The organism is Nocardia asteroides, assembly GCF_021183625.1.
Classification (GTDB): domain Bacteria; phylum Actinomycetota; class Actinomycetes; order Mycobacteriales; family Mycobacteriaceae; genus Nocardia; species Nocardia asteroides_A.
Window position 1 is genome coordinate 4,520,057 of record NZ_CP089214.1, and the last position, 20,067, is coordinate 4,540,123.

At 73.6% G+C, this 20,067-nt stretch carries 18 protein-coding genes; 6 read left to right on the forward strand and 12 right to left on the reverse strand.

What is annotated here, in order from left to right; translation table 11 throughout:
- Nucleotides 1-13: 13 nt before the first annotated feature.
- A complete protein-coding gene (locus tag LTT61_RS21540) occupies nt 14-2,305 on the reverse strand; it encodes a helicase-associated domain-containing protein (RefSeq protein WP_233015872.1) in 2,292 nt (763 codons plus the stop codon).
- Between the two features lie 74 nt (nt 2,306-2,379).
- Between LTT61_RS21540 and LTT61_RS21545 the strand changes: the two genes are divergently transcribed.
- Nucleotides 2,380-2,568, forward strand: a complete 189-nt coding sequence (locus LTT61_RS21545; protein ID WP_233015873.1) for a hypothetical protein — start codon at nt 2,380-2,382, stop codon at nt 2,566-2,568.
- A gap of 83 nt (nt 2,569-2,651) precedes the next feature.
- On the opposite strand, the gene LTT61_RS21550 is transcribed toward LTT61_RS21545, so the two are convergent.
- Entirely contained in the window at nt 2,652-3,281 is a 630-nt protein-coding gene (locus tag LTT61_RS21550; protein WP_233015874.1) for a transglycosylase family protein, read from the reverse strand.
- A gap of 387 nt (nt 3,282-3,668) precedes the next feature.
- A complete protein-coding gene (locus LTT61_RS21555; RefSeq protein ID WP_233015875.1) occupies nt 3,669-3,890 on the reverse strand; it encodes a hypothetical protein in 222 nt (73 codons plus the stop codon).
- Between the two features lie 142 nt (nt 3,891-4,032).
- Between LTT61_RS21555 and LTT61_RS21560 the strand changes: the two genes are divergently transcribed.
- Nucleotides 4,033-4,461 carry a cold-shock protein gene (locus LTT61_RS21560; protein WP_233021133.1) on the forward strand — a complete coding sequence of 143 codons (429 nt, stop codon included), beginning with the start codon at nt 4,033-4,035 and terminating at the stop codon, nt 4,459-4,461.
- 7 nt (nt 4,462-4,468) lie between these two features.
- On the opposite strand, the gene LTT61_RS21565 is transcribed toward LTT61_RS21560, so the two are convergent.
- Genes LTT61_RS21565 through LTT61_RS21575 form a run of 3 tightly spaced genes read right to left on the reverse strand, consistent with a single transcriptional unit; the run spans nt 4,469 to nt 7,567 of the window.
- Nucleotides 4,469-4,999, reverse strand: coding sequence for a DUF2771 domain-containing protein (locus tag LTT61_RS21565; protein ID WP_233015876.1), 531 nt, complete (start codon nt 4,997-4,999; stop codon nt 4,469-4,471).
- A gap of 14 nt (nt 5,000-5,013) precedes the next feature.
- Nucleotides 5,014-6,741 carry an MFS transporter gene (locus tag LTT61_RS21570; RefSeq protein ID WP_233015877.1) on the reverse strand — a complete coding sequence of 576 codons (1,728 nt, stop codon included), beginning with the start codon at nt 6,739-6,741 and terminating at the stop codon, nt 5,014-5,016.
- A gap of 49 nt (nt 6,742-6,790) precedes the next feature.
- Nucleotides 6,791-7,567 carry a glutaminyl-peptide cyclotransferase gene (locus LTT61_RS21575; RefSeq protein WP_233015878.1) on the reverse strand — a complete coding sequence of 259 codons (777 nt, stop codon included), beginning with the start codon at nt 7,565-7,567 and terminating at the stop codon, nt 6,791-6,793.
- Between the two features lie 17 nt (nt 7,568-7,584).
- On the opposite strand from LTT61_RS21575, the gene LTT61_RS21580 reads away from it, so the two are divergent.
- Together LTT61_RS21580 and LTT61_RS21585 are read left to right on the forward strand one after the other, a co-directional pair.
- On the forward strand, nt 7,585-8,448 hold the full coding sequence (locus LTT61_RS21580) for a DUF3027 domain-containing protein (RefSeq protein WP_233015879.1): 864 nt from the start codon (nt 7,585-7,587) through the stop codon (nt 8,446-8,448).
- Nucleotides 8,445-11,378: a sacsin N-terminal ATP-binding-like domain-containing protein gene (locus LTT61_RS21585; protein WP_233021134.1), complete on the forward strand. Its 2,934-nt coding sequence runs from the start codon at nt 8,445-8,447 to the stop codon at nt 11,376-11,378. Before LTT61_RS21580 ends, LTT61_RS21585 begins: the two co-directional genes overlap by 4 nt.
- A 3-nt stretch (nt 11,379-11,381) precedes the next feature.
- Here LTT61_RS21585 and LTT61_RS21590 read toward each other — a convergent pair whose 3' ends face one another.
- Genes LTT61_RS21590 through LTT61_RS21600 form a run of 3 tightly spaced genes read right to left on the reverse strand, consistent with a single transcriptional unit; the run spans nt 11,382 to nt 15,382 of the window.
- Nucleotides 11,382-13,427 carry a CocE/NonD family hydrolase gene (locus LTT61_RS21590; protein ID WP_233015880.1) on the reverse strand — a complete coding sequence of 682 codons (2,046 nt, stop codon included), beginning with the start codon at nt 13,425-13,427 and terminating at the stop codon, nt 11,382-11,384.
- Nucleotides 13,428-14,711, reverse strand: a complete 1,284-nt coding sequence (locus tag LTT61_RS21595) for an ATP-grasp domain-containing protein (RefSeq protein ID WP_233015881.1) — start codon at nt 14,709-14,711, stop codon at nt 13,428-13,430.
- A gap of 44 nt (nt 14,712-14,755) precedes the next feature.
- Entirely contained in the window at nt 14,756-15,382 is a 627-nt protein-coding gene (locus LTT61_RS21600; RefSeq protein WP_233015882.1) for a TetR/AcrR family transcriptional regulator, read from the reverse strand.
- Nucleotides 15,383-15,496: 114 nt separating this feature from the next.
- On the opposite strand from LTT61_RS21600, the gene LTT61_RS21605 reads away from it, so the two are divergent.
- Nucleotides 15,497-17,530, forward strand: coding sequence for a neutral/alkaline ceramidase (locus tag LTT61_RS21605; RefSeq protein ID WP_233015883.1), 2,034 nt, complete (start codon nt 15,497-15,499; stop codon nt 17,528-17,530).
- A 103-nt stretch (nt 17,531-17,633) separates the two neighbouring features.
- Here LTT61_RS21605 and LTT61_RS21610 read toward each other — a convergent pair whose 3' ends face one another.
- Nucleotides 17,634-17,873, reverse strand: coding sequence for a DUF2530 domain-containing protein (locus LTT61_RS21610; protein WP_233015884.1), 240 nt, complete (start codon nt 17,871-17,873; stop codon nt 17,634-17,636).
- 65 nt (nt 17,874-17,938) lie between these two features.
- Between LTT61_RS21610 and LTT61_RS21615 the strand changes: the two genes are divergently transcribed.
- Nucleotides 17,939-18,376 carry a MarR family winged helix-turn-helix transcriptional regulator gene (locus LTT61_RS21615; RefSeq protein ID WP_233015885.1) on the forward strand — a complete coding sequence of 146 codons (438 nt, stop codon included), beginning with the start codon at nt 17,939-17,941 and terminating at the stop codon, nt 18,374-18,376.
- Here the strand turns inward: LTT61_RS21615 and LTT61_RS21620 are convergent.
- Together LTT61_RS21620 and LTT61_RS21625 are read right to left on the reverse strand one after the other, a co-directional pair.
- On the reverse strand, nt 18,373-18,813 hold the full coding sequence (locus LTT61_RS21620) for a YccF domain-containing protein (RefSeq protein WP_233015886.1): 441 nt from the start codon (nt 18,811-18,813) through the stop codon (nt 18,373-18,375). The genes LTT61_RS21615 and LTT61_RS21620 overlap by 4 nt on opposite strands.
- A gap of 32 nt (nt 18,814-18,845) precedes the next feature.
- Nucleotides 18,846-20,036: a GNAT family N-acetyltransferase gene (locus tag LTT61_RS21625; protein ID WP_233015887.1), complete on the reverse strand. Its 1,191-nt coding sequence runs from the start codon at nt 20,034-20,036 to the stop codon at nt 18,846-18,848.
- Nucleotides 20,037-20,067 lie beyond the last annotated feature (31 nt).

Consider the following 20,067-nt stretch of genomic DNA (forward strand, 5'->3'; position numbering starts at 1 on the left):
CAGGAGTGCGACGTCACTCCAGGAGTGCGACCGACGCGATCCGGTGCAGCGTGAACTGCCGGACCGCGCCGGTCACCGGGTCCAGCGCGTCGAGCTGACCGTTGCCGACCTTCAGGGGTTCGACCACCCGCTGGGTGGCGACCCCCGCGGCGTCGACATAGCCGATATTCACCGAACGCCGCACTCGCGCGGCCAGCTGCAGCAGCGCGAGGGTGGCGGCGGTGCTCGTTCTGGTGCCGTCGGTGCGCACCGAGCGCCCCGACCTGGCCCCCGCCGCGCGTTCCCCGGCCCTGAGCTCGGCCACCAGCTGCTCCAGCTGGTCGGTGTTGGGCGGGGTCGGGCGGTAGCCCTGCCTGCCGTTGCTCCGCGCCGGGACGCGCGCCCCGCGCGGGCGCAGGTCGAGCACCGCGCCGGCGGAATCCTCGCCCGCGGGTGCGAAACCCGCCGCGCGCAGCCGCTCCAGCACCTCGCCGAGCGGAGCCTGTGCGATCGCCACGGTCGGGGCGAGTCCGCGCAGCGCGAGATCGGCTGCCACCGGTGCGGCGAGCACCTGCGCGAGCAGCGCCGGATCGTCGCTGCGCAGGAAGGACTGCGCCATGCCCGCACGAAGCCTGCCGTGTCTGCGCGCGACATCGTCGATGAGGTAGGTGAGCGCCTGCGGCACCGGCGTGCGTGAGTGCGTGCCGAAGAGCGCGTGCAGCTCGGCCGCGGTCAGCCCGGCGTCCAGCGCGCGCCGCACCGACGCCTCGCCGACCCGGTAGACGGTGGCGGCGCCCGCCGACTCCACGTCCGCGGTGAGCGCGATGCGCTGCTCCAGCTCGGGCAGCAGCGGCCCCGGCGCGACCACCGTCAGGTCGGCCTGCACCAGCACGTGGTCGACCGGTGCCGGCAGCGCGGCCGCCATCTCGGCCTCGGCGTCGCCGTCGGCGCTGCCGTGCAGCAGCGCCCGCCCTGCCGAGCTCAGCGCACCGCGGCCGATCACACCGAGCGCGGCGGCCTCCGCCAGCGTGCGGGCGACCGCCTCCGGGCGGTACTGCCTGCGCCGCCGCGGCTCCCGCCAGGCCAGGATCCGGGAGATGTCGGCGGCCGGGATCGCGGTGCCGGGCGGGAACTCGGCGAGCAGCCCGAGGATCGCGCGCCGGTCGCGCACCGCGTGCGGGCTGCGCAGCTCGAGGGCCAGCGCGGGCAGCGGCTTGTCGGCGGCGTCCCTGCTGCCGATCAGCCACGGCATCCGGTCCAGCTCCAGCCAGGCCCTGGCCAGCACGGCCCAGCGGCGGGCAGGCGACGCCTCGCCCCAGCCGTCGGCCTGCGGGGTCGGGCCCCAGAAGTCGTCGGTGGCGTCGAGCTCGGGGGCCGGGTCGGGCAGCCCCTTCTCCAGCAGCTTGGCTGCGGCGAGCACCTCGACCAGCAGCCCGGCCCTCGGCTCGTTCATCCCGGCCTGCTTGCAGACCCGGCGCAGCTCGCGTACCCCGAGCCCGCCCGCCCGCAGCGCGGGGGCGGGCATCGTGCCGAGCGCGGCGAGCACCGCGGCCGCGTGCCGCAGGAACTCGCCTGCCTCGCCGGCGGCGGCGGCGTTGGCCTCGGCGGGGGTGTACTCGGTGCGCGCGGGCACCGGCGGGACCAGCACGTGCGGCCGGGTGACGGCCTCGTTGCGGAGCAGCTGGCCGACGGTGAGCGGGATCTCGACGGTCTCGTCGTCCACCCGGTGCAGCAGCCCGGCGGCGAGCAGCCGGGGCACGGGCCGGTCCGGGTCGGCGCCGGGGGCGGCGTCCCTGGTCCGCCCGCGCGGGCCGGTGCTCGCCAGCTTCTCCAGCAGGCCGCGCTCCGGCTCGCCGAGCCGGGCCAGTGCCGCGGTGACCTCGGGTTCGGTGAGCTCGTCCGGGATCTCGGTGGCGCTGCCGATCGGCCAGGGCAGCCCGTCGGCGGCGGCCGGGACCAGGTACAGGTCGTCGCCCTCGTCCCGGACCAGGGCGCGGGCGGTGAGCCGGGCCAGCGCCGCGTCGATCGCGGCGGCGCCGACGCGGTCGCGCAGCCGCTCGTGCAGGGCGGTGCGGGTGAGCGGGGTGTGGTCGCCGGGGGCGCGCTCGGTGCCGTGCCTGGCCAGCACCTCGACGATCGCGAACTCGAGCGTGTTCAGCTCCTCGGTGGCGCGCAGCACCGAGGCGCGCTGCTCCACCCGTGCGGCGAGCACCGTCATGGACGAGGGCAGCGGCACGGCCAGATCCGGGCGCAGCTCCAGCAGCTTGACCAGCGTGGCGTCGTCCCTGGCCGAGAGCCAGCCGGTGAGCGAGTCGATCGTGGACATCCGATTCAGCCTACGGGTGCGGCGATGCGGTGTCCGCACTCCGATGTCGCCGGGAATCTGCCAGAATGGGACGCGTGGTGAACAAATCGAAGAAACCGTATGTCGACAACGGCTGGCCCCAGGTCGCCGACGGCGAGCACGCCGTGACCGAACTCGCCGCGGCCCGATCCGGCAACCTTTCGCCGTTCGGTGAGGACACCGAGTTCCCGCTCCCCGTCGAGGACCTGCCCTACGTGCACCCGCACACGGTGGTCAATCGCTGATCAGGGTTCGGCAGCCCGCACCGGGCAGCCGAACGAGAACGGGCCCCGCATCCGAGGATGCGGGGCCCGTGAACGTTTGCGGCTCAGGAGGGCAGCATGCCCTTGTTCGCCTCGTAGAAGCCGACGAGCGCCGGGTCGAGCTGAGTGTTCTGCGCCTTCGCGGCGTTGAAGAGATCGAGCGCCTGCTGCGGAATCTGCACGCCCTGCGCCTGCACCACGGCGACCGCCCGGTCGACGGCGGTGAAGATCTCCTGGCTCGGGTCGGCCTGCGCCTGCGCCTGCTGCTGCGGCGCGACCTGCTGGGCCCAGCCCTGGGACTCCACCGGGGCCGAACGCTGGCTCGGCGCGCTGCTCAGCCCGAGCTTGGACGAGCAGGACGGCCAGGCGCCCCAGCCCTGGGAGGCGAGCACCCGCTCGGCCACCACGATCTGCTCTTCGCGCGAGGCATTGTGCGCGGACGCGGCGTACTCGCCGCCACCGTGCGCCTTCCAGGTGCTCGGCGAGAACTGCAGCCCACCCTGGAAACCGTTGCCGGTGTTGATGCCCCAGTTGCCGCCCGCCTCACACGTCGCCAGGCGATCCCAGTCGGAATCTGGCGCGGCGGCGGCGTTGCCCGCGAGGGCCACACCCGCGCTGCCGATAACGGCGCCGGTCAGGGCCACCTTGGCAACGGTGCGCCCCGTGGAGGTCGGCTTGCGATGGCGTCCACTCATGTCCGGTGTCTTCCTCTCGTCCGCACCTGTGGGCCGGTGCCTGGCGAACTGCTGGAGTCCGTCGGTCCGATCGCCTGCGAACTTCGCCCCTGAGCTTGGGTCGGCTTGTTCCGTTCCCGCGGGGCGAAGCTCGGTGCGGCGGGTCCGGCACTGCCGGAATGTCTTCCGGCTGTGCGACAAACGGTACGACGGATTCGGGGAAAAATCACTATTTGGTAACCGCCGCGCGTCGGGGGTCTCGAAGCCGCATCGCGTCCGTGCTCGCGCGTCCGCCCAGGTGATCGGCGTTAATAGGGAGCCGGTACCGATCGTCACCGCTTCGTTATCCCGCCGTTATGTGACGAGGATCACAGCGCTTGGCGGGTAACGAAAAACGGACCGCCCCGGTTATCGCGCCCGGCGCCCGGAGCGGAGCGCGTAGACCAGCGCGAGCAGGAAGCCGAGCGGGGCCAGCATCGCGAGCAGGTAGAGCGGGAGCCCCGGCTCCGCGTCGCTGACGATCGGGGTGAGGAAGATCGCGATGATCGCCAGCAGCCCGATGCCGAAGAGCGCGAGCGCGACGTGCAGCAGCCGATCGCCCGGCCTGCGCGGGCTGGAGGGGGAGGTCACGCCGTCGACCGTAGAACTCGGGTGCTGGGGGCACCCGCACCGGGGTAGACTCGGCGGAACGGTCGCGTCCCACGGGTGTGGGGCGCGTATTTTTCGCACCGGGGCGTCCCCCGGCAATTCCGAACATGAACGGGTGAGCACAGTGCCGACCGGCAAGGTGAAGTGGTACGACGTCGAAAAGGGCTTCGGCTTCCTCTCGCAGGACGAGGGTGAGGACGTGTACGTCCGCTCGTCCGCGCTGCCCGACGGTATCGATGGGCTCAAGCCCGGCCAGCGGGTCGAGTTCGGTATGGCCGCCGGTCGGCGCGGCCCGCAGGCGCTGAGCCTGAAGCTGCTGGAGGCGCCGCCCTCGGTACGGCAGGGTCAGGAGCGCGCGGGCCGGAGCGAGCGGCGCGAGCCGGTCGCCCGCAAGCACACCCCGGACGAGCTGCACGGCATGGTCGAGGACATGATCACGCTGCTCGAGGCGACCGTGCAGCCGGACCTGCGCAAGGGCCGCTACCCGGATCGCAAGACCGCGCAGCGGATCTCCGAGGTCGTGCGCGCGGTGGCCCGCGAGCTCGACTCCTGAGCCCGCCTCACTCCGCGGGCCGCCCGCGCTCGTCCGGCGCCGTGTTGATCGACCAGGCGGCGTGCGGCACGTAGAACTCCCTCCCGGTCTCGTCCCTGGCCAGGATCGGCAGCTGGATCTCGACCCCGACCAGTCGCAGGTTCGGCTCCGGCCGGGAATCCAGCGTGACCGCGAGCGCCTCGTCGCCGAAGTCGTCGTGGGCGACCAGCCGGTCCACCTGCTCGCCGTCCGGCCGCTCGTAGATCAGCTGGGCCAGCCACGGCGCCTCGGCGATCTGCGGCGGCAGCGAGAGCTGTAGCGGGTAGCCGGCCGGGACGGCGAGGTCGACGGTCTCGCCGTAGCGGCAGTCCGCCATCGAGACCGAGCAGTAGAGGAACGGCGCGACGGTCACGGTGCGGCCGTGCGCGTACGCGGTGACCGCCGGGTCCTTGCGCGGGGCGTCCCGGATCAGCACGGCGAGCACGCCCGCGTAGGCGGTGACCGCCACCAGCAGGGCGACGGCGGAGATCGCGACGACGGTACGGGTTCTGGTCGACACCAGCGGGGCTCTCCTCAGCGAGTGGGTGGCGGGCCGGGATCGACCCTGGTGGCGTGCGGCACTTCCTGCTCCGCGTGCTGCGGCCGGTTGCCGCCGAGGCCGGGCAGCAGCGAGTGGCCGCGGTGGCTGAGCACGGTCTGGACCAGCCCGAGCAGGACAACGCCGGACACCACGGCGAAACCCTTCCACCACTCGGTCGGCAGCAGCACACCGCCCGCCCCGCCGATCACCCAGCTCAGCTGTAGCACCGTCTCCGACCTGCCGAAACCGGAGGCGATGGACTCCGGCGGCAGGTCGTCCTGGATCGCGGCGTCCAGCGAGACCTTGGCCAGCGCGCTGGCGGCCGAGGCGATCAGCGCGGCGATCGCCGCGCCGAGCAGGTTGTTCAGCAGGATGGCGAGCACCGCCACCACCGTGCACGCGGTGGCGCAGTACACGACGATCAGCGCGGGCTTGCCGAGCTGGATCCTGGCGCCGCTGGCATTGCCGGTGAAGTTGCCGATCGCGGCGGCCGCGCCGACCGCGCCGAGCATGGCCGCCTGCCGCACCGGGCTCTCCCCGCTGCCCTTCGCCACGAACGCCACGTAGAAGGTCAGGAAGCCGGTCAGCACCCGGATGGCGCTGTTGCCCCAGAGCCCGGTGACCACCGAGCGGCCGAGCGGCTGCCTGCGCTTGCGCGCGGGGACGGCGGCGGCGGCGTCCGGCGCGAGCACCTCGGTGGTGGCGTCGGCGCCGTGGTAGCCGAGCGTCGCGGGCACCTCGCCCTCGGTGACCTCCACCCAGGACGGGATGCGCAGGCTCAGGTAGACGCCCGCGGCGGCGATCAGCGTGGCGAGCACCAGCGCGCCGTTCGAGCCGAAGATCGCCGCGGTGCCGCCCGCCACCGCGCCCGCGCCGAGCGTCCCGCCGACCAGCCCGAAGACCGTGAGCCGGGAGTTGGTGCGGACCAGGTCGATCTCCGGTGGCAGCACCCGCGGCGTCACCGCGCTCTTCAGCACCGCGAACGACTTGCTGCCGATCAGCATGCAGAGCGCGAGCGGGTAGAGCCCCCAGGTGTCGAACTCCAGGATGAGCAGTACCGCGATCACCGCGCGGAAGGCGAACGAGGAGGCGAGCGCGAGCCTGCGCCCGCGCTGCAGCCGGTCCAGCAGCGGGCCGATGAGCGGGGCGATCACCGCGAACGGGGCGATCGTGATCAGCAGGTAGAGCGCCACGTTGGTCTTGCTCTCCGCGGTGGCGCTGGCGAAGAACAGGGTGTTGGCCAGCGCGACCGCGATCGCCGCGTCCAGCGCGAAGTTCGCCATGGTGGCGTAGGTGAGCGCGGTCAGCCCGGACTCGTCGGCGCCGTTCGCCTTCGCCGCGCGCTGGAAGGTCGCGATGCCGCGCTCGGTGAGCTGACGGCCGCGCATGGCGGCGACCCGGGTGACGGTGAGTTTGCGCGGGGTCCGCCGCGGCTCGTCGCCGGGCGGTTGCTGCTCCGGCGGCGCGGCGTCGGTCTCGAACGGGATGGTGGTCGGGCGGGTCGTGCCGGGGCGGTCCACCCGCGGGCCGGTGCGCGGGGCGCGCTTGCGGATGAACGGGCGGGTGCGCGGCGCCGCGTCCACCCGGCGGCGCGGGGGCAGCGGTCCGCGGGAATCGTTCGGCGGGGGATACCGGTCGAAGCCGGGGTGGCCCGGGGTCGTCTCGTCGTCGCCGTCCCAGCGACCGCGGTTGGCACCGGTGGGTTCGCGGGGAGTGGTCACGCCCTCAATTCTGGCGCATCCGCGCCGGTGCCGTTCACCGGCGGCGTGCTCACCCCTCCTGGACGAACCGGACCTCGAAGACCGACGGCCAGTATTTGCCGGTGATCAGGAAGCGATCGGTGCCGGGCAGGTGCGCGATGCCGTTCAGCACATCGGCGCCTGCGCGCTGGGTGGCGGAGAGCAGCCCGGAGCCGTCGATGGCGGCGAGCACCGCGCCGGAGCCGGGGTCGATGCGCAGGATCTCGTTCGTCGGCCAGTTGTTGGCGTACACCGAACCGTCCGGCGCGCAGTCGAGTTCGTTCAGCCGGGCCTCGTTGTGGCCGGTCAGCCTGGTGCTGCCGATGATGTCGAAGGTGGCCGGGTCGCGCAGGGTCAGGGTGTCCGAGCCGTTGCTCATGACCAGCGTCCCCTCCCTTGCGCAGAGCCCCCAGCCCTCGCCCTCGTAGCGCACCCGGCGGCGCTCGGCCAGGGTGCCGGGGTCGCGCTCGACGGCGACGCCGTCCTGCCAGGTGAGCTGCCACACGGAGTCGTGCACGGCGGCCACCCCCTCGCCGAAGAGCGGGGCGGGGAGGTCGGCGCGCGCGAGCTCGGCGCCGGTCTCGAGATCGGTGGCGCGGACCCAGGACTGCCCCGGTTTGCCGGTGCCCTCGTAGAGCACCGGCCCGGCCACATCGAGGCCCTGGGTGAAGGCGCCGGGGTCGTGCGGACGGGTGCCGACGACCTCGATCCGCCAGCGTGGCGTTTCCTCACCCGCGCCTCCACACGCGGCCATGGCGAGCAGAGCGAGCGCGAGCAGGGCAGCCGACGTACGCCGGTTGGGGTTCATGCGGCAAAATGTAGGCCGTGAGCGCAGTTTCTGTTACGGAGGCCGGCGTACGGCCCCTCCTGGCCGACGCCGTCGAGCTGGCTCGACGTGCGCTCGTGGAGCTGGAATCGACCGGCGTCGGGCAGCACCTCGGCGTCAGTTCCGAGGACGAGGCCGCGGCGACGCACCGCTTCGAGGCCACCCTCCCCGGGTACCGGGGCTGGCAGTGGGCCGTCGTCGTGGCCGCGGCGCCCGGCGACGACCGGGTGACGGTGAGCGAGTCCGCCCTGCTGCCGGGGCCGGACGCGCTGGTCGCGCCGGACTTCGTGCCGTGGGACCAGCGGGTCCGCCCCGGTGATCTCGGGCCGGGTGATCTGCTGCCGTCCATCGAGAACGACCCGCGGCTGGTGCCGGGGTACGTGCTGAACGGTGACCCGGCCGTCGACGAGGTGGCGCGGGACATCGGGCTCGGGCGCCCGAGGGTTTTGAGCCTGGAGGGGCGCGAGGAGGCGGCCGAGCGCTGGTTCGGCGAGTTCGGGCCCGGCGCCGACATGGCCAAGGCGGCGCCGTCGACCTGCGGGCTCTGCGGGTTCTTCCTGCCGCTGGCCGGGGCCATGCGGGCCGCGTTCGGGGTCTGCGGGAACGCCATGGGGGCGGACGGGCGGGTCGTGCACACCGGGTACGGGTGCGGGGCGCACTCGGACATCGAGTTCCCCTCCGGTGGCGGGTCGGCGCGGTACGAGGCGTACGACGACGCCGCGGTCGAGTTCGTCTCCATCGCGCCGCCTGCCGCGGCTCCCGTGGCCGAGGGCGAGTCGATCGCGGCCGACGGGTCGGCGGTGGCGCCCGCGCTGACGCCGGACGAGGCGGAACGGGCGGCCGAGCCGGGATCGTGGAGCTGACCGGGGACGACCCGTTCGGCACGGCGGCACTGCGCGCGGCGGTCCTCGCGGCCTGGCGGGATTCGCCGACCCGGCTACGCGAGGACGCCGCCTCGGAGGCCGACCTGGTGGTCGCCGGCTACCGCGACCGGCTGCTCACCGAGCTGGCGCAGAACGCGGCGGACGCCGCCGCGAAGGCAGGCGCCGACGGTGTGCTCACGGTGTGGCTGGACGGCCGTTCCCTGCACGTGGCGAATACCGGTGCGCCGCTCGACATCACCGGGGTCCGCGCGCTGACGGCGCTGCGGGCCTCGGACAAGGCGGACGAGAGCGTCGGGCGGTTCGGCGTCGGCTTCACCGCGGTGCGCGCGGTCGCCGACGAGATCGAGGTGCGCTCGCGCACCGGCGGCGTGCGCTTCTCGCTGGCCGAGACCCGTGCGGCTACCGCGGCCACCGCCCCCGGGCACCTCGCCGAGCTGGCCGGGGTGCCCGTGCCGGTGTTGCGCCTGGCCTGGCCGGTCGATACCGCGCCCGCGACCGGTGACACCGAGGTCGTGCTCACCCTGCGCGCGGATGTCGACCCCGCCGCGCTGCTCGCCGGGTTCGCCGCCGAGGCGGCCGAGCTGCTGCTCGAACTGCCCGCGCTCGCGGTGCTGGAGATCGCGGGCGTCGGGTACGCCCGCACCGAGCGCCCGGCCGGGCCGGGGCTCACCGAGCTCACCATCACCGGCGGCGCCGAGACCGGGCGCTGGTGGGAGTACCGCACCGCGCGCGGCCGCTGGCTGGTCCCGCTCCGGGACGGCCGCCCGCGCCCCGCCGCGCCCGACGTGCTGCGCGCCCCCACCCGCTCCGACGAGGAGCTCTCGCTCCCCGCACTACTCATCGCCGATATCCCCATGCAGCCGGACCGGCGCCGCCTGCTGCCCGGCGTCGCGCTCGCCGAGTACGCCGCGGGGTACGCCGACTTCGCGGCCGCGCTGCCGCCGCGCGACCGGCTGGTGCTGGTTCCCGAGCCCGGGTTTCCGCTCGGCGAGGTGGATGCCGTGCTCCGCGAGGCCGTCGTGCGCGAACTCCGCACGCGGCCGTGGTTGCCGGTGGTCGCCGTTCCCGACGAGTTGGCAGGGCCGGGCGAGGGTTCGACCTCCGCCTACGCTCCGGCGCCGACGGAGTCGCTGGTCGTCGACCCGTGGGACCTGCCCGAGCCGGAGCCGTCCGTCGCGGCCGCACCGCCGAGCGGGGCCACCGAGCCCGCGGCCCTGTGGCCGGGCACCCCGGTACCCGCTGATCCAGCCGCCGATCGCGCCCCCGCGCAGATCCCCTCGCGGACCCGGGTCCTCCCCGACCTCACCCGGGAACTGGCCGACCTCCTCGCCGGTTTCGCCGGCCCCCTGGTGATCCCGGAGCTCTCCGACACCGCCGCCGTCCGCGCGCTCGCCACGCTCGACGTCCCGCTGCTCACCCCGGCGCTGATCGCCGAGCACAGCTCCGGCCTGGAGCGCCCGGCGCGCTGGTGGCACCGGCTCTACGCCGCGCTCGAGCCCTACGTCACCGACCCGCGCACGGCCGAGGAGCTGGGCGCGCTCGCGGTTCCGCTCGCCGACGGCAGGCTGGTGACCGGGCCGCGCACCACCGTGCTGGACGAGGAACTCACCGTGGTGGTCCCGGTGCACTGGTCCCGGCTGGTGCACCCGGAGGCGGCGCACCCGCTGCTCACCCGGCTCGGCGCGCGCCAGGCCGACGCGCTCGACCTGCTCACCGACCCCGCCCTGCGCGCCGAGCTCGACGACACCCCGGACGACGAGGACCTGGTCGACGCGGTGCTCCGGCTGGCCGAGCTCACCACGGTCCCGCTCCCGCGCTGGATCGGCCTGCTCGAGGTGCCGGACGAGACCGGCGACCCGCGCCCCGCCGACGAACTCCTGCTGCCCGGCGCCCCCCTGCGCGAGGTCCTGGTCGAGGACGCCCCGTTCGGCACGGTGGCCGCCGCGGTGGTCGAGGGGTACGGCCCGACGGCCCTGCGCGCGGTCGGCGTGAGCTGGGACTTCTCCGTCATCACCGAGCCCGACCCGACCGGCCCCGACCACGACCTCGACGACGAGGACACCTGGTGGGACGGGCTCGCCGAGGACCCCCCGCTGCTCGCCGCGGTCCGCGACCTGGACCTGGTCGCGGACGACGCCTGGCCGCGCGCGCTCACCCTGCTGCTCGACGGCGAGCGCACCTGCCCGCTGCTCGCCGACCGCGACGGTTACACCGCCTGGTGGCTGCGCACCAACGCGCGCTGGCGGGGCACCCCGCTCGGCCTGCACCGGCACCCCGCCGACCCCGCCTTCGCCGGGCTGCTCCCGGTCTTCGACCCGCCGGAGCTCGCGACCCGTCGCGACGCCCTGCGACCCCTGCTCGCCGACCCCGCCGCGCTGAACCCCGAGCTGGCGAGCGCCCTGCTCGCCGCACTGGCCGACCCGGAGCGCACCCCGCTGCCCGCCGTGATCGCGCGAACCCACCGCCTGCTCGCGGCCGCGGTGGCCGCGGAGACCCTCGACATCGAAGACATCGAGCTGCCCGAACGGGTACGCGCACTCTCCGGCGCGGTGCTGGAGCCGAGCGCGGCGCTCGTGCTCGACCTGCCCTGGTTCGGCTTCGCGCTTCCCGCCGACCGCATCGTCGCGGGCGACCCGGCGCAGGCCGAAGCCCTGGCGAACCTGCTCGACCTGCCGCTCGCCTCGGTTGCCGTGACGGCCGAGGTGCTCGGCGCCGGCCGCGCGGCCGAGTGGGACACCGAACCCTTCGCGACCCTGGCGAGCAGCCTCTACGCCCTGCCGGAGCGCACCGGTCCGCTGGTCCTGCACGAGGACGACCTGCGGGTCCGGCTCACCGGCGCGCTCGAGGCCGAGGCGTCGGTGCCGTGGTGGTACGACGGCGCCACCACGCACCTGCGCGCCCCGCGCTGACGCTCACACCAGATCGCGCGGAATCCGGCGCTGCCAGTTCTGTGAGTACACCCGGGTGCGCACGGTGCGCGGGTCGTCGCCCGCGTCCGCCAGCTCGTAGGCGTCCAGTTGGGCGTCGATGACGAAGGCCGTCGCATCGCAGCGCAATATCGTGCTGGTGGTCACCTCGGTGCGCCACTCGTCCCGCTCCAGGCGGCGCACCGTCCTGGTCTCGCCGCGCACCGAGCCGACGTCGTTGCCGCGGAAGCTGAACCACTCGGTGGTGGCGCGGCGGACCACGGTGCCGACGTCGTCCAGCCGGATGGTGCCCTGATCGTCCTCGATCTCCAGCGTGGAGACCCCGCTGGCCAGGTCGCGCTCGACCTTCCAGTGATGCCTGCCCGGTCGCAGCCGGGTGGCCGGCGCCTCCGGCGCGGTCTCCGGCGGCTCGAATCCGCGCAGCGCGGAGTCGGATTCGCGGGCCGGGCGGTACGGCAGCGTGAGCGCGCTCGCCCCGGTGGTGACGGTGAGCATGGCCGGTTCCGGAGCGGGCCAGGCCAGCGGCCAGTACGACGAGGAGAGCGAGAGCCGGATGCGGTGCCCCGGCGGGAAGGAGTGCGCGATCCCGTTGAGCGGCAGCCGCACCCGGTACGGCCGCCCCGGCTCCAGCGGGCTCGGCGTGCTGCTGCCGTCCCGGTGCGTGAGGTTGAGCAGCCCGTAGGTGACCCGGGTGGCCTCGCCGTTCGGCGCGACGTCGGAGATCCGCGCCGCCACCATCGCCACCGGGCGGTCGGCGGCGATCTCCAGCTCCACCGCGGGCAGCCCGAGCACCTCGAAGGTGCCGGTCAGCGCCTCGGTCTCGAAGACCAGCGAGCCGCCGTCCTCCTCGCGCTGGTCCGATGGCAGGTCGGGGGTGGCGGCGTAGGAGGCCCACTTGCCGGCGAACATCCCGACGCTCAGCGGTGACTGCACCCGCACCTCGTGCCGCACCGGGTCGGCGACGTCTTCCTCGAGGGCGTAGCGGGTCAGGGTGAAGCGGCGCTCGGTGATCTCCGGCGCCGGCCAGCTGTGCTCGCCGACCCAGCGGCCGGGGCGGTCGGCGTAGGAGGGCTGCGGCGAGATGCTGTCCTGCATCCAGGCCCGCAGCACGGGCTCGTCCAGGATCCCGGTGTCCCGCCCCTTGAGCCAGTGGTCCCACCAGCGCACGACCTCCTGCAGGAAGCCGATGGCCGGGCCGGGGACGCCGAGGTGCGGGTACTTGTGCCCCCACGGGCCGATCAGCCCGCGCCGCGGCACCTCGAGGTGCTCGAGCAGCCGGAACACGGCGTTGGTGTAGCCGTCGGCCCAGCCGCCGACCGCGAGCACCGGGCAGCCGACGGCGCCGTAGTCCTCGTTCACCGAGGCGCGCTTCCAGTAGTCGTCCCGGTGCTGGTGCTCCAGCCACCGCTCGATCCACAGCCCGCTGCCCGCGAGCCGCTCGTGCCACATGTCCCGCCAGCGGTCGCCGACGATCGCCGGGTCCGGCGGCAGGCTGTTGAAGGCGAACATGACGGTGGCCTCGGAGAGGTTGTCCGAGAGCAGGCAGCCGCCCATGTAGTGCATGTTGTCGACGTAGAGGTCCTCGGTGGCCGATGCGCTCACGATCGCCTTGAGCGCGGGCGGGCGGCGCGCCGCCACCTGGAGGCTGTTGAAACCGCCCCAGGAGATCCCCATCATGCCGACGTTCCCGTCGCACCACGGCTGCTCGGCGAGCCAGGCGATGACGTCGCAGGCGTCGTCGTGCTCGGCGCGCAGGTACTCGTCGGCGAGCACGCCGTCCGAGTCGCCGCTGCCGCGCAGGTCGACCCGCACCGCGACGTAGCCGTGGCCGGCCAGGTAGGGATGGTTCAGCGCGTCCCGCGCACGGGTGAGATCGCGTTTGCGGTAGGGGATGTACTCGAAGACCGCGGGCAGCGGCTCGTCGGTCACCGGCCGCCAGATCCGCGCCGCCAGCCGGGCGCCGTCTCGCATCGGCACGAAGACGTTCTCGATCTCCTCGACCCGGTACGGGAACTCTGCCACCGTCCGCACTCAGCCGACCTCCTCGAATTCGAACGGCAGCAGCTCGAGGCACTCCCGGTACCGCCGCTCGAGTTCATCGTGGTCACCGGCGCCGAGGTAGAGGGTGGCGAGCTTGTAGCGGTAGGAGTCCTGGTTGGGCAGCTCGGAGAGCCGGTCGCCCACCCGCACGTCCACCTTCACCACGGTGTCGGGGAAGCGCCGCCGCAGCGCGGCGACCTCATCCCCGTCGGGTACCCGCGTGACGATGCCGTCCTCGTACCGCGGCACCATGCACTGCGCCGCCACCGCGAACGGCCCGTCACCGTGCGGGAACCGGGGCGGCACACCGAGCGCGACATCGATCGCGACGGCATGGTTGGAGACCCCGTCGACCTTGGCGAACAGGTCGCTGTGCGACTGCGAGATCCGGGTGTTCACCTCGATCAGCCAGAGCCGGTCGGTCTCGGCGTCCCACATCCACTCCGAGTTGAAACAGCCGTTGTCGAAGCCGACGTGCCGCAGGTAGCGCTCGGTCAGGTCGACCATCCGCTGCCGCACCCGGTCGGGCACGGTCCGCGCGGGGTAGTCGAGGTGGTCGAAGCTGCGCCCGGCCTCGTCCTTGCGCATGTCGAAGACGCCGTGCACCCGGTACTCGCCGCGGAACATCGAGCCCTCCGGCGCCGCCTGCACGCCGGTGACGATCTGCTCGGCCAGGCAGGTGCGCCCGCCGGCCACCCGCACCCGATCGGGCACCTCGACCCGGCTCAACGCCTGGTCGAAGGGGTCGGCGATGCGGCCGATCTCGGCCCGGATCCGCTCGACGGCCGCCGTGAAATCCGCGGCACCGCGCACCTCGAAGCCCAGCTGCGACGAGTGCGACTTGATCGGCTTCACCCAGAACGGGAACGGCAGGTCGATCGCGGCGAGCGCGTCCGGGTCGAACGGGTCGAAGGCCGCGAAGGCGGGCACGCACTCCGGCACCGACTCGCGCTGCAGCACCCGGCTCCACAGCTTGTGCTCGGTGGCGAGCACGCTCTCCAGGCTCGGCGTCGGCAGCCCGCGCTCGGCCGCCAGGATCGGCACCAGCACGCTGGTGGGGAAGTCCCAGTGCGCGATCAGCGCGTCCACCTCGCCGATCGCGTCCAGCTCGGTGCGCGCCCGCGTCAGCAGCGCGTCGAAGTCGTACTCCTCGGCCGCGATGAGGGTGGCGTAATCGAGCAGGCCGTGCACGCGCAGACCACCGGGTACCTCGACGGTGCCCAGCTCTTCGCGCTGCAGGTCGGTCAGGGCGGGAACAACAACACTCTTGGTCACCCGGCCCGGCTTTCCAGCCGGGACGGGCCGAAACCTCGCGCCGGCTACTCGGCCTTGCTCGCCACCAGCTCCGCCAGCAGGTCGAGCTGGGTGCGCGCGGCGGCGCTGTCGCCGTCCACCAGCCAGCGCAGCACGAGGCCGTCGATCAGGTTCAGGGTGAAGCGGCTGAGCGAGGTGACCGGGGTGGTCCAGCGGGTGCCGGTGGCCTCGCGGGCGTTCTCCAGCACCGCGCCGACGGTCGCGTCGTTGAAGGTGTACTGCTCGCGGGCGATGATCAGCTTGGCCGGGGTCTGCTCGCCCTCGCGCAGCGCGTAGGTGGTGGTCTCGTAGCTGAGCATCTGCCGCTCCGGCGTCGACTCCACGTTCTGCCAGAGCAGCTCGAGCCCGGCCCTGACCAGTTCGCGCAGCGCCCCGGTACCGGAGCCCGCGCCGTTCCAGATGGCGGCATTGGTGTCGATGGAGTCGCGCAGCTCGGTGGAGAGCGCCTTGACCAGCTCGGTCATCAGCGCGTCCTTGTTCTCGAAGCAGTAGTGCACCACCCCGAGCGAGACCCCGGCGGCCTGCGCGACATCCCGCGTCGTCACTCCCGCCACGCCCTTCTTCTCGGCGAGACCGATGGCGGCCTCGATGAGATGGGCCCGTCGTTCTTCGACGCTCAATCGGGAGGACACACCGGCAAGCAAACCTGCCGCGGCGGTCCCAGTCAATTTCACCGCGCTGTCCGTACCCCCTGGACGGTTGTCCAGTTGTATGGTTCCCTCGCAGGACAGCGAAGGGAGACGTGGATGTCGGTGGCACGCAGGACCGTTCTGCACGGCGCGGCGGCGCTGCCCGTCGCGGGGCTGGCGGCGGGGGTGCTCGCCGGGCGCGCCCCGGCCCGCGCCGAGCCGGGCGGATACCTGGTGGGCGCGGGCATCTCCGATATCACCGGCCCCGCCGCGGAGTGCGGCATGATGGGCTACTCGCAGCAGGACCAGCAGACCGCTGGCATCCACCTGCGGCCGCGCGCCCGCGCCTTCGCGCTCGCGCACGGCGGGCGCCGGGTGGTCTTCGTGGTGGCCGAGAACGGCATGATCTTCCAGTCCGTGCACCGCGGCGTGCTGACCGAACTCGCCCGCCGCTTCGGCGATCTGTACACCGAGCAGAACGTCGTGCTCACCTCGACGCACTCGCACGCGACCTGCGGCGGGTCGAGCAACGACTACGCCTACAACCTCTCCGTCCTCGGTTTCCAGCAGCAGGTCTACGACGCCGAGGTGAACGGCATCGTCGAGGCGATCGCCGCCGCGCACGACGATCTCGCTCCGGGCACACTGGAATTCGGCCGCGCCGAGCTGCGCGACGCCAGCGTGAACCGCTCCCGCGTCGCCTTCGAGCGCAACCCCGAACCCGACCGGGCCGAGTTCCCGGACGCCATCGACCCGGCGGTCACCGCGCTGGCGCTGGTCCGCGGCGGCAGGCGGATCGGGGTGATCACCTGGTTCGCCACGCACAACACCTCGATGACCAACAGCAACCGGCTGATCAGCTCGGACAACAAGGGCTACGCCGCCTACACCTTCGAGCACGACCACAACGGCGTGCGCTACCTGGACGGCGCCCCCGATTTCGTGGCCGCCTTCGCGCAGACCAACGCGGGCGACATGTCGCCGAACCTGAACCTGCGCCCCGGCTCCGGCCCCACCGAGGACGAGTTCGACAACACCAGGATCCTCGGCGAGCGGCAGTATGCGGCCGCCGAGCGCGCGCTGGCCGCCGCGGCGCCGTTCGGCGGCACGGTGGACTCGCTGCTCTGCTACATCGATCTCGCCGACACCGCCGTCGACGGCCGCTTCACCCCGGACGGCCTGCCGCACCGCACCGCGCCGGCCGCGGTCGGGGTCTCGCTCTTCGCGGGCAGCGTGGAGGACGGGCCGGGGCTGCCCGGCGGGCCGGTGCCGGAGGGGGTGCGCAATCCGCTCGCCGACGCGCTCGGCGGCGCCGACACCCCCGTCCCGGCCTGGCTGGCCGACGCCCAGGCGCCCAAGCTGATCGCGGCCCCGCTCGGGCTGATGCCGCCGGTGCCGTGGGTGCCGAATGTGCTTCCGGTGCAGGTCGTCCGGCTCGGCGAGCTGTACCTGGCGGCGGCGGGTGCGGAGTTCACCATCGTCTCCGGGCTGCGGATCAGGCGCACGGTGGCCGCCGCGCTCGGCGTCGACCCGGCGCTGGTGCTGATGCAGGGCTACGCGAATGCCTACGCGCAGTACGTGGCGACGCCGGAGGAGTACGACGCGCAGCAGTACGAGGGCGGCTCGACGCTCTTCGGCCGCTACACGCTCTGCGCCTACCAGCAGGAATTCGACCGGGTGGCGCGGGCGCTCGCGGCGAGGCAGTCGGTGGGGCGCGGCCCGGCCCCGCGCGACGTCTCGAACCTGCAGCCCAATCTTCAGGTCGGTGCGGGCCCTGACCCGCTGCCGGCCGGGCTCGGCTTCGGCGATGTGCTGGTGCAGCCGGCGCCGAGCTATCCGGCCGGAACGCGGGCCGAGGTGGAGTTCGTCTCCGCGCACCCGAAGCACAATCCGCGGCGCAACGGCACCTTCCTCGAGGTGCAGCGGCTGGGCGCCGACGGCTCCTGGCGGCGGGCGGCCAACGAGGGGGAGTGGGAGGTGCGGTTCCACTGGCGGCGCGGGCCCTCCGGCGAGTCGGTGGCGCGGTTCCTCTGGGATATCCCCGCCGGCACCAGCGGGCGGTTCCGCTTCGTGCACTTCGCCGACGCGCTCGCGCCGGACGGCACGATCAGCCCGTTCACCGGCACGAGCACCGAATTCGACGTCGGCTGAGTGACTTTCGGAGGCCCAACCGCCCCGCGGGCCGACCTGGCCAACGCCGGTGGCCGCCGCCGAACACGGCCGCGGCTCCCGGCTACCGTCCGGTCGGCACCGGCTACAGCCCGGTCTGGGCGCCCTTGTCCCCGCGCCGCGCCCCGCGCAGCTGGATCAGGTAGATCCCGAGCGCGAGCGCGCCGACCAGCAGCCCCATCAGGCAGAGCGGCCGCGCCTCGGCCCACCGCCCACCGCCCGCCCACACCACGATCGTCGCGACCAGCCACAGCGCACTGCCGACGGCGAGCACCGGCCTCGGGTCGGTGAGCCGCTGCGGGATGGCGGGGACCTGCTGCGTCACGGCTCCACAGTAGCCGTCCGGCGAAACCGGCAGCGGCCCCCGCCGGTCACGTATCGTTCACCACTGTGACAACGCCAACGGACGTCCGCGCCCTGGCCGGCGAGCTCTCGCTGGCGGTGGTCCGGCTGACGCGGCACCTGCGGGGCAGGCGCGCCGACTCGCAGATCTCGCTGACCCAGCTCTCCGCGATCGCCACCCTGCTGCGCGACGGCGCCATGACCCCGGGCGCGCTCGCCGCCAGGGAGCGGGTGCAGCCGCCGTCGATGACCAGGGTGATCGCCTCGCTCACCGAGCTCGGGCTGGTCGAGCGGAAGCCGCACCCCACCGACGGCAGGCAAATCATCGTCTCGCTCTCGCCCGCCGGGCAGGCGCTGCTCGCCGACGAGGCGAGCGCCCGCGAGGCGTGGATGACCGAGCAGCTCTCCGGCCTCGGCGGCGACGAGATCGACGTGCTGCACCGCGCCGTCGGGATCATGAAGAAGATCGTCGCGGAAAGTGATTAGCGGGTCGCGGGGGTGAATGCGCCCGCTCCGCGGGCGCCGAACGGCTGGTCGCTGTCGACGATGTCGCGCCCGAGCGGGAACAGCGAGAGCGGGATGAGCTTGAGATTGGCCCAGCCGAACGGGATTCCGATGATCGACACGAACAGCGGAATGCTGGTCAGCAGGTGCCCGAGCGCCAGCCACCAGCCCGCGACGACGAACCAGATGACGTTGCCGATCAGCGACCCGGCGCCCGCCCCCGGCTTCTCCACCGTGGTCCGCCCGAACGGCCACAGCACGTACACCGCGATCCGCAGCGAGGCGACGCCGAACGGAATCGGCACCACCAGGAAGAAGAGCAGGAAGCAGAGCAGCGCCGCGGCCAGGTAGCCGAGCGCCAGCCAGAATCCGCTGAACACGAGCCACAGGATATTGAGCACCAGCTGAATCGGCTTCATAGCACCAGAATGCCAGAATCGGACATGGGTGGTCAGAATCCCCAGCCGAGCACGGCGTCCAGGGGCCAGGCGAAGGCCCGTTCCAGCGCGCGCAGCGCGCCGGGCGCACCCCGCAGCCTGCCCGCCGCCGCGAAGGCGCGGGCCGGATGGGCGCCCAGATAGATCGCGCCGAGTACATCCAGCCCCATGGACAGCTCCGGCTCGGCCGTCGTCGGCGCGCACTCGGCGACCCCGCCGGAGATCCGCAGCGCGAAGGTGCCGCCCGCGTCGAGGAGGGGATCGTCGACCGCGACAACGGTTTCCAGGTCGGCGTCGTAGCGGCGGCCGGTGAGCGCGGCGGGCACGTCCATGATCCGCAGCCAGAGGGTGTCGTAGCCGCTCACCGTGCGCACCTGCCTTGGGTCGGTGAGCAGGTAGGGGAGCGGGTCGTCGGCCGGGAGCCCGGCGACCAGGTCGTGGCTGAGGTCGCGGCCGCAGAGCGCGCGCCAGAGCGCCGCGTGCGCGTCGGCTGTGCGCGTGCGCAGCTCCTTGACCTCGATCGAGCGGTCGCCGTGGTGCCGGTAGAGCGCGTAGCCGTCCGGGTGCAGGAAGGCGAAGAGGTCGCCGCCGCCACCGCGCATCCGCACCGGGTCGGCGAAGCGCAGCGCCCAGGCGGCGTCCGGCCGCTCCTGGGCACCGGGGGTCACCCGGCGCCAGGTCTCGTAGATCCGGCGGATCTCGGGTTCGGCCTCGGGCACCGGCACCTGGTGCACACCGCCGGGATCGGGCGCGGTCGGCAGGAAGCGCGCGAACCGGCGGTCCAGCCTGATCTGGTTCTCGCGCACCGACGAGCCGTAGCCGAAGCGGCCGTAGATGCCGCCCTCGCTGGCGGTGAGCGCGGCCAGCGGAACGCCGTCGGCCGCGATCTGCCGGTGCTGCTCCAGGCACAGCGCGCGGAGCACGCCGCGGCGGCGCTGCGGGGCGGCCACCGCGACCCCCGAGATGCCGATGGCTGGCAGCTCGCCGCCGGGAACGGTGATCGTCATGGGCCCGGAGTGCGTGTGGCCGACCACCCGGCCATCGGCCTCGGCGACCAACGCCCGGTCCAGCGGGAAGAGCGTCCAGATGTGCTCCGGCTCGCCCGCCTCGAAGCGGGTGCCGAAGGCGGTCTCGATCAGCAGCCGGATCGCGGCCAGATCGGCCTGCTCCGCCGGGCGGATACGCGCTGCGGGATGCGACGTCATGCCTCGACCCTCGCACGCCGCGCTGCCGCGC